The 14,128-nt window shown below is 48.8% G+C and carries 11 protein-coding genes; 10 read left to right on the top strand and 1 reads right to left on the bottom strand.

What is annotated here, in order from left to right; translation table 11 throughout:
• Nucleotides 1-4: 4 nt before the first annotated feature.
• Genes hisD through hisIE form a run of 7 tightly spaced genes read left to right on the top strand, consistent with a single transcriptional unit; the run spans nt 5 to nt 6,256 of the window.
• Nucleotides 5-1,318, top strand: coding sequence for a histidinol dehydrogenase (gene hisD, locus GW579_RS01115; protein WP_152325850.1), 1,314 nt, complete (start codon nt 5-7; stop codon nt 1,316-1,318).
• On the top strand, nt 1,318-2,451 hold the full coding sequence (gene hisC, locus GW579_RS01110; protein ID WP_165057039.1) for a histidinol-phosphate transaminase: 1,134 nt from the start codon (nt 1,318-1,320) through the stop codon (nt 2,449-2,451). Before hisD ends, hisC begins: the two co-directional genes overlap by 1 nt.
• On the top strand, nt 2,448-3,530 hold the full coding sequence (hisB, locus tag GW579_RS01105; protein ID WP_165057037.1) for a bifunctional histidinol-phosphatase/imidazoleglycerol-phosphate dehydratase HisB: 1,083 nt from the start codon (nt 2,448-2,450) through the stop codon (nt 3,528-3,530). Before hisC ends, hisB begins: the two co-directional genes overlap by 4 nt.
• Nucleotides 3,530-4,120 (top strand): imidazole glycerol phosphate synthase subunit HisH, encoded by a 591-nt coding sequence (gene hisH / locus GW579_RS01100; protein WP_152325847.1) that lies wholly within the window; start codon nt 3,530-3,532, stop codon nt 4,118-4,120. The genes hisB and hisH overlap by 1 nt, the downstream gene beginning before the upstream one ends.
• Nucleotides 4,121-4,125: 5 nt before the next feature.
• On the top strand, nt 4,126-4,863 hold the full coding sequence (hisA, locus tag GW579_RS01095) for a 1-(5-phosphoribosyl)-5-[(5-phosphoribosylamino)methylideneamino]imidazole-4-carboxamide isomerase (RefSeq protein ID WP_165057035.1): 738 nt from the start codon (nt 4,126-4,128) through the stop codon (nt 4,861-4,863).
• Nucleotides 4,845-5,618 (top strand): imidazole glycerol phosphate synthase subunit HisF, encoded by a 774-nt coding sequence (gene hisF, locus GW579_RS01090; protein WP_152325845.1) that lies wholly within the window; start codon nt 4,845-4,847, stop codon nt 5,616-5,618. The genes hisA and hisF overlap by 19 nt, the downstream gene beginning before the upstream one ends.
• A 23-nt stretch (nt 5,619-5,641) precedes the next feature.
• A complete protein-coding gene (gene hisIE / locus GW579_RS01085) occupies nt 5,642-6,256 on the top strand; it encodes a bifunctional phosphoribosyl-AMP cyclohydrolase/phosphoribosyl-ATP diphosphatase HisIE (RefSeq protein ID WP_165058661.1) in 615 nt (204 codons plus the stop codon).
• A gap of 100 nt (nt 6,257-6,356) precedes the next feature.
• Here hisIE and gndA read toward each other — a convergent pair whose 3' ends face one another.
• A complete protein-coding gene (gene gndA / locus GW579_RS01080; protein ID WP_165057033.1) occupies nt 6,357-7,766 on the bottom strand; it encodes an NADP-dependent phosphogluconate dehydrogenase in 1,410 nt (469 codons plus the stop codon).
• Nucleotides 7,767-8,270: 504 nt separating this feature from the next.
• On the opposite strand from gndA, the gene GW579_RS01075 reads away from it, so the two are divergent.
• The 3 genes from GW579_RS01075 to GW579_RS01065 are packed head-to-tail and all read left to right on the top strand — an operon-like array spanning nt 8,271 to nt 14,102.
• Complete coding sequence (locus tag GW579_RS01075; protein WP_165057032.1) at nt 8,271-9,089, top strand: ABC transporter permease; 819 nt, start codon at nt 8,271-8,273, stop codon at nt 9,087-9,089.
• On the top strand, nt 9,079-10,470 hold the full coding sequence (locus tag GW579_RS01070; protein ID WP_165057030.1) for an ABC transporter ATP-binding protein: 1,392 nt from the start codon (nt 9,079-9,081) through the stop codon (nt 10,468-10,470). The genes GW579_RS01075 and GW579_RS01070 overlap by 11 nt, the downstream gene beginning before the upstream one ends.
• Complete coding sequence (locus tag GW579_RS01065; RefSeq protein WP_165057028.1) at nt 10,467-14,102, top strand: glycosyltransferase; 3,636 nt, start codon at nt 10,467-10,469, stop codon at nt 14,100-14,102. The genes GW579_RS01070 and GW579_RS01065 overlap by 4 nt, the downstream gene beginning before the upstream one ends.
• Nucleotides 14,103-14,128 lie beyond the last annotated feature (26 nt).

The raw sequence follows: 14,128 nt of genomic DNA, 5'->3' as shown, positions 1-14,128 counted from the left end.
TGCCATGAAGCCTGACGCGTTCTCTACGCCTATTGACTGGCAGCAATGCGACGCACAGCAGCGTCGCGACCTGCTGACCCGCCCGGCGATTTCTGCCTCCGACCGTATTACTGAATCGGTGAGCGAGATCCTGCGGCGTGTCCGCAGTGAAGGTGACAGTGCGCTGCGCGAGTTTTGCGCCCGCTTTGATAAAACTGAGGTGCAGGATCTTCGTGTCACCGCGGAGCAAATTTCAGCAGCCGCGGCGCGTCTTGGCGATGATGTTAAACAGGCGATGGCGCACGCAGTGCGCAACATCGATACTTTCCATCAGGCACAGAAACTGGCCGTGGTGGATATCGAAACGCAGCCGGGTGTCCGTTGTCAGCAACTGACCCGCCCGATTCAGTCCGTCGGACTGTACATTCCGGGTGGTTCCGCACCACTGGTCTCCACCGTATTAATGTTAGCAACACCGGCGCGTATCGCAGGTTGCCAGAAAGTGGTGCTCTGTTCACCGCCGCCGGTTGCCGACGAAATTCTGTATGCCGCACAGTTATGTGGCGTGGAAGAGGTGTATCAGTTGGGTGGCGCGCAGGCGATTGCGGCGCTGGCGTTCGGCACGGAAAGTGTGCCCCGCGTGGCGAAAATCTTCGGGCCGGGCAATGCGTATGTGACCGAAGCAAAACGTCAGGTCAGCCAGAGTCTGGACGGCGCGGCGATCGATATGCCCGCCGGGCCTTCTGAAGTGCTGGTGATCGCCGACAGCGGCGCAACGCCGGATTTCGTGGCGTCTGATTTGCTTTCACAGGCGGAACACGGCCCGGATTCCCAGGTTATTTTACTGACGCCGGATGTGAAAATGGCGCAGGCCGTCGGCGAAGCGGTTGAACGCCAGCTGGCGACGTTATCGCGCAGCGACATTGCGCGTCAGGCGCTGGAAAGTAGCCGTCTGATTGTCGCGAAAGATCTCGCGCAGTGTATCGAAATCAGCAACGCCTACGGGCCGGAACACCTGATTCTGCAAACCCGCGAGCCTGAGCAGTTGGTCGATAGCATCACCAGCGCCGGTTCGGTTTTCCTCGGCGACTGGTCACCGGAATCCGCAGGCGATTATGCGTCGGGCACTAACCACGTTTTACCGACTTACGGCTACACCGCGACCTGTTCAAGCCTGGGTCTGGCCGATTTCCAGAAACGGATGACCGTTCAGCAGTTAACGCCGGAAGGGTTGCTGGGGCTGGCGGAAACGATTGAAACACTGGCACAGGCTGAACAACTGACTGCGCACAAAAATGCAGTCACCCTGCGTGTAAATGCCCTGAAGGAGCCGCGTTGATGAGTAATGAAATGAATCTCAGCGCTCTGGCGCTGGCCCGTAAAAATGTGCAGGAACTGACGCCTTATCAGTCCGCCCGTCGTCTGGGTGGCAACGGTGATGTGTGGCTCAATGCCAATGAATACGCCATCGCACCAAATTTTGAACTGACGCAGCAGACGTTTAACCGTTATCCGGAATGTCAGCCAGCACGGGTGATCAACCGCTACGCCGCTTACGCCGGTGTGGATCCGGAACAGGTGCTGGTCAGCCGTGGTGCGGATGAAGGCATCGAGCTTTTGATCCGCGCATTCTGCGAACCGGGCAAAGACGCTATCCTTTATTGTCCGCCGACGTATGGCATGTACAGCGTCAGTGCTGAAACCATTGGTGTGGAAGGCCGTACGGTTCCGGCAAAAGCCGACTGGTCTCTGGATCTTCCGGCGATCGAAGCCGCGCTGGACGGTGTGAAGCTGGTTTACGTGTGCAGCCCGAATAACCCGACCGGCAATATCATCGACCCGGACGAAATCCGCGCCGTACTGGAAATGACCCGTGGCCGCGCGATTGTTGCGGTGGACGAGGCGTATATCGAATTCTGCCCGCAGGCGAGCGTTTCCGGCTGGTTGCAGGAATATCCGCACCTCACCATTTTGCGAACGCTGTCGAAAGCTTTTGCGCTTGCCGGCTTGCGCTGCGGCTTCACGCTGGCGAACAGCGAAGTCATCGGCTTATTAATGAAAGTGATCGCGCCTTATCCAATATCTACGCCGGTCGCAGATATCGCCGCACAGGCACTGAGCCCGGAAGGACTGGCGCTGATGCGTCAGCGTGTGGCCGAAGTGACTGAAAACCGCGTCTGGTTACAGGAAGAGCTGGAGAAATGCGCCTGCGTAGAAGCAGTTTTTGCCAGCGATACCAACTATGTATTGGCGCGTTTTACCGCATCTGCCGCAGCATTTAAAAACCTCTGGGATCAGGGCATTATCTTGCGTGACCAGAATAAGCAACCGGGGCTTTCCGGCTGCTTACGTATTACTATCGGCACCCGGGAAGAGCTCCAGCGCGTCATTACCGCATTGCAGGCGCTACCCGGTGCCGGTGCCGCCTCTATTAATGAAAAACAAAATAGCCCCCGCAAGGAGCACATGTGAGCCAGAGTCCACAATTTCAAAAAACGCTCTTTATTGACCGTGACGGCACCCTGATTTCTGAGCCGCCGGAAGATTTCCAGGTCGACCGTCTGGACAAACTGGCGCTGGAGCCCGGCGTTATTCCGGCCCTGCTGTCCCTGCAAAACGCTGGCTTTAAGCTGGTGATGATCACCAATCAGGACGGTCTGGGCACAGCCAGTTTCCCACAAGAAACGTTCGATCCACCGCACAATCTGATGATGCAAATCCTGACTTCGCAGGGCGTGGTTTTCGATGAAGTGCTGATTTGCCCGCACCTGCCTGCGGACCACTGCGACTGCCGTAAGCCTAAAACCAAACTGGTGCAGGTTTATCTGGAAAGCGGCGTCATCGATACCGCCAACAGTTATGTGATTGGCGACCGTGATACCGACATCCAGCTCGCCGCCAATATGGGTATCGCCGGGCTGCGTTATCAGCGCGATACGCTGAACTGGGCCAATATTGCCGGGCAACTGACGAAACGCGACCGCCATGCCAAAGTGAACCGCGTGACCCGTGAAACCGCAATTGACGTGGATGTCTGGCTGGATCGCGAAGGCGAAAGCCAGATCCGCACCGGCGTCGGCTTCTTCGACCACATGCTGGATCAGATTGCCACCCATGGCGGTTTCCGCATGAACATCGAAGTGAAAGGTGATTTGTATATCGACGATCACCACACCGTTGAAGACACGGCGCTGGCGCTGGGTGAAGCCATTAATAAGGCGCTGGGCGATAAACGCGGCATTGGCCGTTTCGGGTTTGTATTGCCGATGGACGAATGTCTGGCGCGCTGCGCACTGGATATCTCCGGCCGCCCGCACCTGGAATATAAGGCAGAGTTTAACTATCAGCGCGTCGGCGATCTGAGCACGGAAATGGTCGAGCACTTCTTCCGTTCACTGTCCTATGCAATGGCCTGTACCCTGCACCTGCGCACCAAAGGTAAGAACGATCACCATCGCGTCGAGAGCCTGTTCAAGGCATTCGGGCGCACGCTGCGTCAGGCGATTCGTGTCGATGGCAATACATTGCCGAGCTCGAAAGGAGTGCTGTGATGAACGTCGTTATCCTTGATACGGGCTGTGCCAACCTTTCTTCCGTGAAATATGCGGTTCAGCGTCTGGGTTTTGAACCGACGGTGAGCCGTGATCCGGAAATTGTTTTGCAGGCAGATAAGCTCTTTTTACCGGGTGTCGGCACCGCACAGGCGGCAATGGAACAACTCGAACAGCGCGAACTGATTGCACTGATTAAAGCCTGTACACAGCCGGTGCTGGGGATTTGTCTCGGTATGCAACTGCTGGCGTCTTCCAGTGAAGAAAACGGCGGGATTGATACGCTGGGGATCATTGAAACGCCGGTGCGCCGTATGCCCGATCTCGGTTTGCCTTTGCCGCATATGGGCTGGAATCAGGTGACAGCGAACGCTGACAGCCATTTATTCCGTGGCATCGATGAAAACGCATACTTCTATTTCGTCCACGGATTCGCCATGCCGGTTTGCGAAAACACGATCGCGCAAACGCTTTACGGTGAGCCTTTCAGTGCTGCCGTGCAAAAAGACAACTTCTTCGGTGTGCAGTTTCACCCCGAACGCTCCGGTGCGGCGGGCGCACAGTTGCTGAAAAACTTTCTGGAGATGTAAACAGGATGATTATCCCGGCTTTAGATTTGATCGAAGGCAGCGTGGTGCGTTTGCATCAGGGCGATTACGGCCAGCAACGTGATTATGGCAACGATCCGCTTCCACGTTTGCAGGATTATCAGCAGCAAGGTGCAGAAGTTTTGCATCTGGTTGACTTAACCGGCGCGAAAGATCCGGCGGCTCGTCAGATCCCATTGCTGACAAAATTGCTGGCGGGCGTGTCTGTACCGGTTCAGGTCGGTGGCGGTGTCCGCACCGAACAGGACATTGAAGCCTTGCTGAATGCCGGTGCAACCCGCGTCGTCGTGGGTTCGACGGCGGTTAAAGAACCGCAGAAAGTTCAGGGCTGGTTCCAACGTTTCGGCGCAGACGCCCTGGTTCTGGCGCTCGATGTCCGCATTGCTGCCGATGGCACTAAAAACGTTGCCGTCAGCGGCTGGCAGGAAAATTCCAGTTCCACGCTTGAAGAGATCGTGGAACTGTTTCTGCCTTTCGGCCTGAAACACGTTTTGTGCACGGATATTTCCCGCGACGGCACGCTGGCAGGTTCAAACGTTGAGTTGTACCGTGAAGTGACCGCGCGTTTTCCGCTGGTTGCTTTTCAGGCTTCCGGCGGTATCGGTTCATTGCAGGACATCGCCAATCTGCGTGACAGCGGCGTGAAAGGCGTGATTGTCGGGCGGGCATTACTCGACGGTAAATTCAATGTGACGGAGGCAATTTCATGCTGGCAAAACGGATAATTCCCTGCCTCGACGTTAAAGACGGCCAGGTCGTAAAAGGCGTGCAGTTCCGCAATCACGAAATCATCGGTGACATCGTGCCATTAGCGAAGCGTTATGCTGAAGAAGGCGCAGACGAACTGGTGTTTTACGATATCACCGCTTCCAGCGATGGCCGTGTGGTCGATAAAAGCTGGGTGTCGCGCGTGGCAGAAGTCATCGATATCCCGTTTTGTGTCGCTGGTGGGATCAAAAGCCTGGAAGATGCGGGGCAGATTTTGCAGTTTGGCGCCGATAAAATCTCCATTAACTCCCCTGCTCTCGCCAACCCGACGCTGATCAGCCGCCTCGCCGACCGTTATGGTGTACAGTGCATCGTTGTGGGTATCGATACCTGGCACGACGCGGCGACCGGCACTTATCAGGTCCATCAGTTTACCGGCGACGAAGCACGCACCAAAGTGACCACCTGGCAGACAATTGACTGGGTGAAGGAAGTGCAGGAACGCGGCGCGGGCGAAATCGTGCTGAACATGATGAATCAGGACGGCGTGCGTAATGGATACGATCTGGAACAGCTGAAGATGATCCGCGAAGTTTGCCATGTTCCGCTCATCGCTTCCGGCGGTGCGGGCACAATGCCACACTTCCTCGACGCTTTCCGCGAAGCACGCGTTGATGGCGCACTGGCCGCATCGGTGTTCCACAAACAAATTATCAATATTGGCGAGCTGAAAAGCTATTTAGCTGAAAATGGCGTGGAGATCCGCTTGTGAGTAATCAGGAAGTAAAAACCGGTCTGCTGACCGGCGAACAAATCAGTCAGCTCGACTGGAAAAAAGTCGATAACCTGATGCCGGCAATCATCCAGCATGCAGTGTCTGGCGAAGTGCTGATGCTAGGTTACATGAATCAGGAAGCCCTGAACGTTACGCAATCTTGCGGCAAAGTGACGTTCTATTCACGCACCAAAGAACGTTTGTGGACCAAAGGTGAGACCTCAGAAAATTATCTGAACGTGGTCAGCATTACGCCTGATTGCGATAACGATACGCTGCTGGTGCTGGTCAATCCGGTGGGTCCGACCTGCCATAAAGGCAACAACAGTTGTTTCCACCCTGCTGAAACCGACTGGGCATTTCTGTATCAGCTGGAAGAGCTGCTGGCTTCGCGTAAGACCGCCGATCCGGAAAGCTCCTACACCGCCAAATTGTATGCCAGCGGCACCAAACGTATCGCACAGAAAGTCGGTGAAGAAGGTGTGGAAACCGCGCTTGCTGCCACTGTCAACGACCGCTTTGAGCTGAAAAACGAAGCGTCAGATTTGGTCTATCACCTGCTGGTGTTGTTGCAGGATCAGGATTTGAACCTGAGTGCGGTGATTGATAACCTGCGTCAGCGTCATAAGAAATAACGTCAATTTTAAGACGTAAAAAAGCCGCCTTTGCTGATGCATTGGCGGCTTTTTTTATGACGCAAGCAACGGCGCGCTTTTCAGCACACCGTTAAACGAATTAATCCAACCATTCGGTATGGAATACGCCATCTTTATCAGTGCGTTTGTAAGTATGTGCACCGAAATAGTCACGCTGTGCCTGGATCAGGTTAGCCGGCAGAACCGCTGAACGGTAGCTGTCGTAGTAGTTGATCGCAGCAGAGAACGTTGGTGTCGGGATACCGTTCTGAACAGCATAAGACACAACATCACGCAGCGCTTGCTGATATTCGTCAGCGATGTTTTTGAAGTACGGAGCCAGCAGCAGGTTAGCAATGGACGCGTTTTCAGCGTAAGCATCCGTAATTTTCTGCAAGAACTGAGCACGGATAATACAACCCGCACGGAAGATCTTCGCGATTTCGCCGTAGTTCAGATCCCAGTTGTTCTCGTCAGAAGCCGCTTTAAGCTGTGAGAAGCCCTGCGCGTAAGAGACGAGTTTACCCAGGTACAGAGCACGACGAACTTTCTCGATGAACTCAGCTTTGTCGCCAGTGAAAGGTTTAACAGCCGGGCCGGACAGCACTTTAGAAGCCGCAACGCGCTGATCTTTCAGAGAAGACAGATAACGCGCAAACACAGACTCGGTGATCAGAGTCAGTGGTTCGCCCAGATCCAGAGAGCTCTGGCTGGTCCATTTACCGGTGCCTTTGTTCGCCGCTTCATCCAGAATCACGTCGACCAGGTATTTACCTTCTTCGTCTTTCTTGGTGAAAATGTCTTTGGTGATATCAATCAGGTAGCTGCTCAGTTCGCCTTTGTTCCACTCAGCGAAGGTGGTTGCCAGCTCTTCGTTGCTCAGGTTCAGGGACTGTTTCAACAGGGAATAGGCTTCTGCGATCAGCTGCATGTCGCCGTATTCGATACCGTTGTGAACCATCTTGACGTAATGACCTGCGCCATCAGCACCGATGTAAGCGACGCAAGCGTCGCCATCTTCAGCACGTGCTGCGATTTTTTCAAGAATTGGCGCCACCAGTGCGTACGCTTCTTTCTGACCGCCAGGCATGATTGACGGGCCTTTCAGCGCGCCCTCTTCACCGCCGGACACGCCGGTACCGATGAAATTGAAGCCCTGCTCAGACAGTTCGCGGTTTCGGCGAATGGTGTCTTTATAATAGGTGTTGCCGCCATCGATCAGGATGTCGCCTTTATCCAGGTGCGGAGTCAGAGATGCGATGGTTTTGTCAGTTGCTTCACCGGCTTTCACCATCAGCAAGATACGACGTGGTTTTTCCAGCGAGTCAACAAACTCTTCGACGGTGTAGTGCGGAACCAGATTTTTACCCGGATTCTCTGCGATGACTTCGTCAGTCTTGTCGCCAGAACGGTTAAAAATGGAAACGGAATAACCACGGCTCTCGATGTTAAGCGCGAGGTTACGGCCCATGACCGCCATACCGACAACGCCGATCTGTTGTTTGGACATTAGCAACTCCTGTCTGAAATAGTTGATCGCCCAGTTTTTAGTCTAAACCCCTGTTAACAGTGAGTTTAACTGCACTGAGCTATACAAATGAACACAAGCATTGTACATGAGAATGGCAAAGGGTGAACCTATTGCAGCCATAACAATATTCTGATCGCACATACCGGCAACCACCAGCCTCGCCTTTCTCAGAGGCCGACTTCACTTTACCGGTAACATGTGGGGAATGCAGGTGAAAAAGAGCTAAAACGACCTTCTAAGCGTAGCTGAAGAAATTCATGCCTTTGATAGCCGCATTTTTAGGCAATACGCATGAAAGCCCCCCATCCATTAAGCGGCGCGACAAGTTAGATTAATCTGAGGGGATAAACCAATACAAGGCATGTATCCTTTAGCCCAACTTTGGGGTTAAAATTACCGGCTAAGGGTAAAGTGTTGTCTATTAAGAAATCCCTACAGTAGAAGCATAGTGAGGTTTTTTATGAGTAATGAGGTAGTTGCCTGATGCAATCTTTCAATGCGTCCCCACGGGAATTCGTGGCCAGCGCTGTACGCAACCGAGCATTAATTTATAATTTGGTTAAAAGAGAAGTTATTGGCCGATATAAAGGCTCAATGCTGGGCATTCTCTGGTCATTTTTTAACCCTGTATTTATGCTTGCAGTTTATACTTTCGTGTTCAGTGTTGTATTTAATGCAAGATGGGCCGGGGGTGGGCAGTCAAAAACTGAATTTGCATTGATACTTTTTGCAGGACTTATTGTTTTCAATTTATTTGCAGACTGTTTCAATCGTGCGCCAGGTTTGGTACTGGCCAATGCTAACTATGTTAAAAAGGTTGTTTTCCCGTTAGAAATCCTTCCCTGGGTCGCGGTGGGTTCAGCATTATTTCATGCAATGATCAGCGTCGTAGTTTGGGTGATATTTTACGTTTTCGTCGTCGGTGTTCCTCATTTAACCATTCTTCTGCTGCCGATAACTATCATTCCATTAGTCCTTCTTTCCGTAGGTGTTAGCTGGGCTCTGGCCTCTTTAGGCGTTTATTTACGCGATGTTTCCCAACTTGTTGCAGTACTTACCACTGTTTTGATGTTTTTATCACCAATCTTCTTCCCAATTGAAGCATTGCCAGAACAATATCGTCCATTATTGAAAATGAACCCACTGGCACCTGCTATCGCAGAAATGCGCGACATCCTCTACTTCGGTGGTATTCCAAAAATCAGTTCCTTCTGCATATATTTTGCTGCTTGCAGCTTGGTAGCTTGGCTGGGTTTTGCCTGGTTCCAAAAGACAAGAAAGGGGTTTGCCGATGTCTTGTAATTCTATAATTTCTACGGCTGACGTTCTGACTTCGGATATTGATCTCCGCACAGAAGAGATTGCCATTAGCGTAGAAGGTTTGGGTAAATGTTATCAAATTTACGAAAAACCTCGTGACCGGCTGCTGCAAATATTTTTCCGTGGCCGCAAAAACTTCTTTAGAGAATTTTGGGCATTACGCAACGTCTCCTTTAAGGTACGCAAAGGTGAAACTGTGGGTATCATTGGCCGCAATGGTTCCGGCAAATCCACACTACTGCAGATGATTTGTGGCACGTTAAATCCTACACTTGGCAATGTCACTGTCCACGGAAAGGTTGCCGCGCTTCTTGAATTGGGTGCCGGCTTTAACCCTGAGTTTACAGGGCGTGATAACGTTTATATGGCGGCATCGCTCTACGGATTAAGTCGAGAGGAAGTGACTAAAAGATTCAATTTAATCGAAACTTTTGCCGACATTGGCGAGCACATTGATCAGCCTGTTAAGAACTATTCAAGTGGTATGTACGTACGCCTGGCGTTTGCTGTTATTGCGCATGTGGATGCAGATATTCTGGTCATCGATGAAGCACTTGCCGTGGGAGATGCCGTATTTACCCAAAAATGCATGCGCTTCATCCGTAAATTCAAAGAAACGGGTACCCTGATTTTTGTTAGCCATGATATGAACTCGGTGCTGAATCTTTGCCAGGATGCGGTCTGGTTGCACAAAGGTGATTTAGTTAAAACGGGTTCTGCTAAGGAAATTGCGGAAGATTACCTGCAGTACACGTTGCAGGAAGTATATGGTGAGGATGCAAAACTTGAGGCATTGGCGGAATCTACTCAAAATGCAAATCAGGCTCTCGACGAAGCTTTTGAAGCTAATGAACCAATACTTATCGATTACGAAAGTAAAATTAAGGTTACGGATAATCTAAGTCAAGCGAATGGCTGGAAAAGTGGTGCCGGAGAGATTACCGCTGTCGAATTGACCACTTACAACAATGAAACTAAAACAGTTTATCAGGGCGGAGAATCCGTCAAGTTGGTAATCAAAGCCAGAGTTGAAACCTATTTTGACCGCCCTATTTTGGGCTTTATTGTCAAAGACAGATTAGGTCAGGATTTATTTGGTGAGAATACACTTCCTTTCACCAATTTAAGTCCAAAAGAAGTTGAACCTGGGCAAAGTATCGAGGGAGAATTTAAATTTAAACTTCCCATGCTGCCTAACGGACAATATGTCGTCATGGCATCACTTGCTAATGGCGATATACATGATCATGTTCAGCATCATTTCCTGCATGATGCTCTTATTATAAATGTCTCCTCAAGCAAAGTACGCTGGGGACTGGTAGGCATTAGTTTTTCAAAAGTTGATCTGAGAGCCATAGTATGAAAAAACTTTACAAGTTGTACGAAGAAAGCACAGGTAAAATTTCAGACAAATGGAATATTTACTTTGATGCTTACGATAACATCATGGCTCCCTATCGTAATAAAGCAGTCACCATGCTGGAGATTGGTGTTCAAAATGGCGGTTCGCTTGAAGCTTGGTCAAACTATTTTGCTCAAGCGGAAAAAATCATTGGCTGCGACATTGACGAATTATGTGGAAACCTTACATATACAGATCCTCGCATTAGCGTATTTGTCGGAGATGCCACATCAGAAAGTACTAGCAAAAAAATCACCAGTTTTCAGCCTGATTTCGATATTGTGATTGATGATGGGTCACATACCTCACCTGATATAATCCGTGCATTTTGCAAATACTTCGGCACGATCAAAGATGGTGGTGTATTTATTGCTGAAGATCTACATTGCAGCTATTGGGAGAATTATGAAGGTGGTATTTACCATCCCTACTCTTCCATTTCATTCTTCAAAAGACTGGTTGATATCATTAACCATGAGCACTGGGGTGTTGATAGAGCATCAGGAAGTGTGCTTGATGAATTTAAAGAACATTATCAGGTTGACATCGACAATGAGCTTTTATCGCAGATTCATTCCGTTGAGTTCATAAACTCGATCTGCGTTGTCCGGAAAAAAGGTCATGAGCACAACATTCTCGGAGAGCGATACATCGCTGGCGTCGAAGAGTCCGTTGTTGTCGGTAACAAGAATTACCACAAAACTTTCCTTAACTCCCCCCCGCAGAATGATAATATCTGGTCAACCATGCTTCATTCCCCAGCAGCGGAATGGCTTGAGATGAACGAGCGTTTAGCTGATCTGACGGCAAGGCATGAGCAAAGTCAACATGAATTAGAACAGCTAAGAACTGATAACAATACGATTCAGACTAAATGTCACGAAGTCTTGGCTGATAATGCGGATTTGCATGATTTGCTCGACACCGCCAATTCTACTGCGAGCCATCTGCAAAACCGCGTATCTCAACTTGAGAGCCGAATCATTGATTTAGAAAAACAGATCAATGAAATCTGGAAATCGAAAAGCTGGAAGATTACTAAACCTATTCGTTGGTTTTTCACTAGCCTGCGTAGAGCGAAATTGTTGACTCGATTAATTGGACCATCTATTAGAAGAGGTGGAGGCATATCCAGCACATTCAGAAAAGCAGTCGGCGTTTATCGCCGGGACGGCCTTGCTGGCATTCGCAGCCGTTTGCGCACCGTTGCGCATCACATGCCATCAGAAAACTTTGTTCATCCAACTTATCCTATTTTAAAAGAGCAGATTACGTTACCTGCTGAAAAGATTTTAGCACCGCGGGTACTAATCATTGGGGAACTCAGTATTCCTCAATGCAAAAAATATCGCGTACTTCAAAAACAAGAAATGTTCCGCCAACGAGGGTATGAATGCAATATTCTTGACTGGAATGATATCGCCGGAGCTTTCGAAGCATTGCAGCGCCACTCCGTAGTTATTTTCTACCGAGTTCCTGGCTTCGAAAGTGTCATGCACGTGATTTCAGAAGCGAAAAGACTCAACATTAAGACCTACTGGGATGTAGATGACCTGATTTTTGATGAAGAGATACTAAGGAACAGTAAAACGCTTAAAGGCCTTGATTCTACAGTTTTAAAAGACCTCATTAATGGTGCTACCCTTTACCGCAGCACCATGTTGGCGTGTGATGGTGGTATTGCATCGACTCCCGGCTTGGCAAAAGCAATGCAGGAAGCAGGAGCAAAAGATGTGGTAATCATCGAGAACGCGCTCGATAACCAAACGATGGTGACGGCCGATAAGATCAATAATTCAGATGTAAGTGCCACTAAATCCGATGAATATGTACGTATAGTCTATGGGTCAGGCACTAATACACATAATATTGACTTTGAAGAGGCGGCGCCTGCTATCGCAGCAGTTTTGGCAAAATATCCTAATACGAAATTCAGAGTGATCGGCCAGTTAGATCTGCCGGATTATTTATCAAAATATATCACGCAGATCGAGTTTTTCCCTACCTGTACATATGAAGAGTATTTGGTATTGCTCTCTGAATGCGATATTAGCATCGCACCTCTGGAAAACTATATTTTTAACGACTCGAAAAGTAATATTAAATATATTGAAGCTTCATCACTTCATATACCTTCAATATGTTCACCACGCTCGGCATTTACCCAGGCTATTACACATGAAGAAAATGGTTATCTTTGTGAAAGTGAATCTGAATGGATCCACGCATTCAGTTCGTTAATTGAAGATAAACAAAAGCGTATTACTATCGGTGAAAAAGCCTATCAAAATGTAATGTCTCATTATTCACCAGTGAGTATTGCACAAGATCAGGTTCAGCCTTTTATTGACCATATTTTTACAGAAAAAAGACCACAAACCATTCTGTCTGTGAACTGTTATTACTCCCCACGTTCATTCGGTGGCGCAACGATAGTTGCTCAGGAAATTAACAAACAGCTTCGCGATAGCGGTAAAATTGTGCATGTTGTCACTGCATTCTCTGACCGCGACATAGCATCTTACCAATGTAAACGCTATGAAACTGATGGAATGAATGCATTTGGCATTGGCATACCGGATAATTTAAGTTCCAGAGAAAGCTTTGATAATCAAAATATCACTTCCGTATTTAAGGACATTGTAAAAGTTACCAAACCAGACATTGTTCATTTCCACTGTATTCAGGGAATGGGTGTCAGTATGCTGGACGTCTGTAATCAATTTAATATTCCTCACGTGGTTACTCTTCACGATGCATGGTGGCTAAGCACCAACCAATTCATGATTGACAAAAATGGTGTTTATGTTGGTCAGGCAATGATTGATGCCGAGCGCGAGACAGGGAATATAGCTAACAAGCATTTGCATTTCCTGCGAGAGAAGCGAGTCAGAGGCACTCTAAATACAGCCGCTGCTATATTATCACCGAGTAAGTATTTTGCTGATTTCCATATTGCCAATGGTTTTAAAGATGTCATTATTAATAAGAATGGGGTTTTGAAACCTAAATCCACAGAGCATATACGTTGTGGTAGCACTCTGAGATTTGGCTATGTCGGTGGTAATACCGAGGTTAAAGGTTTCCACCTCATCCGAAAAGCATTCACTAAGCTTACTGATCAAAACGTCAGTCTTAGTATTGTCGACAATACAACGAACCTGGGGTATTCCTCCTTCACAAAATCTGATCTTGATTTCTTTGAGAATACCCTTTTAGTACCTGGGTACACCCAGGCTAACATCGATGATTTCTTCGCTAATATTGATGTATTACTTTTCCCTACCCAGTGGAAGGAAAGTTTTGGCCTTACGGTTCGCGAAGCTTTAATCCGTAATGTTTGGGTCATTGTAACAGATGCCGGTGGTGTCACTGAAGATATTATCGAAGGTGAAAATGGGTTTATCATTCCGCTTGAAGATAAGGGGGGAGCACTATTGGCAGCAATTAATAAAACATTAGATATTTACTCAACCCGCTATGCTCAAGGCAAGGTTGTATTACCAAGTAACAACATCACTACTTTTGACCAACAAGCAGTTGAATTACAGGGTATTTTTGATGGGATTATTTCCGCAAAAAATCCTGATTAAAATTAATTAGTACAAAAAAAGCCAAC

Origin of the sequence: Rahnella contaminans (genome assembly GCF_011065485.1) — a bacterium.
Lineage (GTDB): Bacteria > Pseudomonadota > Gammaproteobacteria > Enterobacterales > Enterobacteriaceae > Rahnella > Rahnella contaminans.
Note: the sequence above shows the minus strand (reverse complement) of the source record. Positions and strands in the feature narration are given on the sequence as shown.

Coding starts and splice junctions, on each gene's coding strand:
- hisF (WP_152325845.1), top strand. CDS start 4,845: ATGCTGGCAAAACGGATAATTCCCTGCCTCGACGTTAAAGACGGCCAG.
- GW579_RS01070 (WP_165057030.1), top strand. CDS start 9,079: ATGTCTTGTAATTCTATAATTTCTACGGCTGACGTTCTGACTTCGGAT.
- GW579_RS01075 (WP_165057032.1), top strand. CDS start 8,271: ATGCAATCTTTCAATGCGTCCCCACGGGAATTCGTGGCCAGCGCTGTA.
- hisH (WP_152325847.1), top strand. CDS start 3,530: ATGAACGTCGTTATCCTTGATACGGGCTGTGCCAACCTTTCTTCCGTG.
- GW579_RS01065 (WP_165057028.1), top strand. CDS start 10,467: ATGAAAAAACTTTACAAGTTGTACGAAGAAAGCACAGGTAAAATTTCA.
- gndA (WP_165057033.1), bottom strand. CDS start 7,766: ATGTCCAAACAACAGATCGGCGTTGTCGGTATGGCGGTCATGGGCCGT.
- hisA (WP_165057035.1), top strand. CDS start 4,126: ATGATTATCCCGGCTTTAGATTTGATCGAAGGCAGCGTGGTGCGTTTG.
- hisD (WP_152325850.1), top strand. CDS start 5: ATGAAGCCTGACGCGTTCTCTACGCCTATTGACTGGCAGCAATGCGAC.
- hisC (WP_165057039.1), top strand. CDS start 1,318: ATGAGTAATGAAATGAATCTCAGCGCTCTGGCGCTGGCCCGTAAAAAT.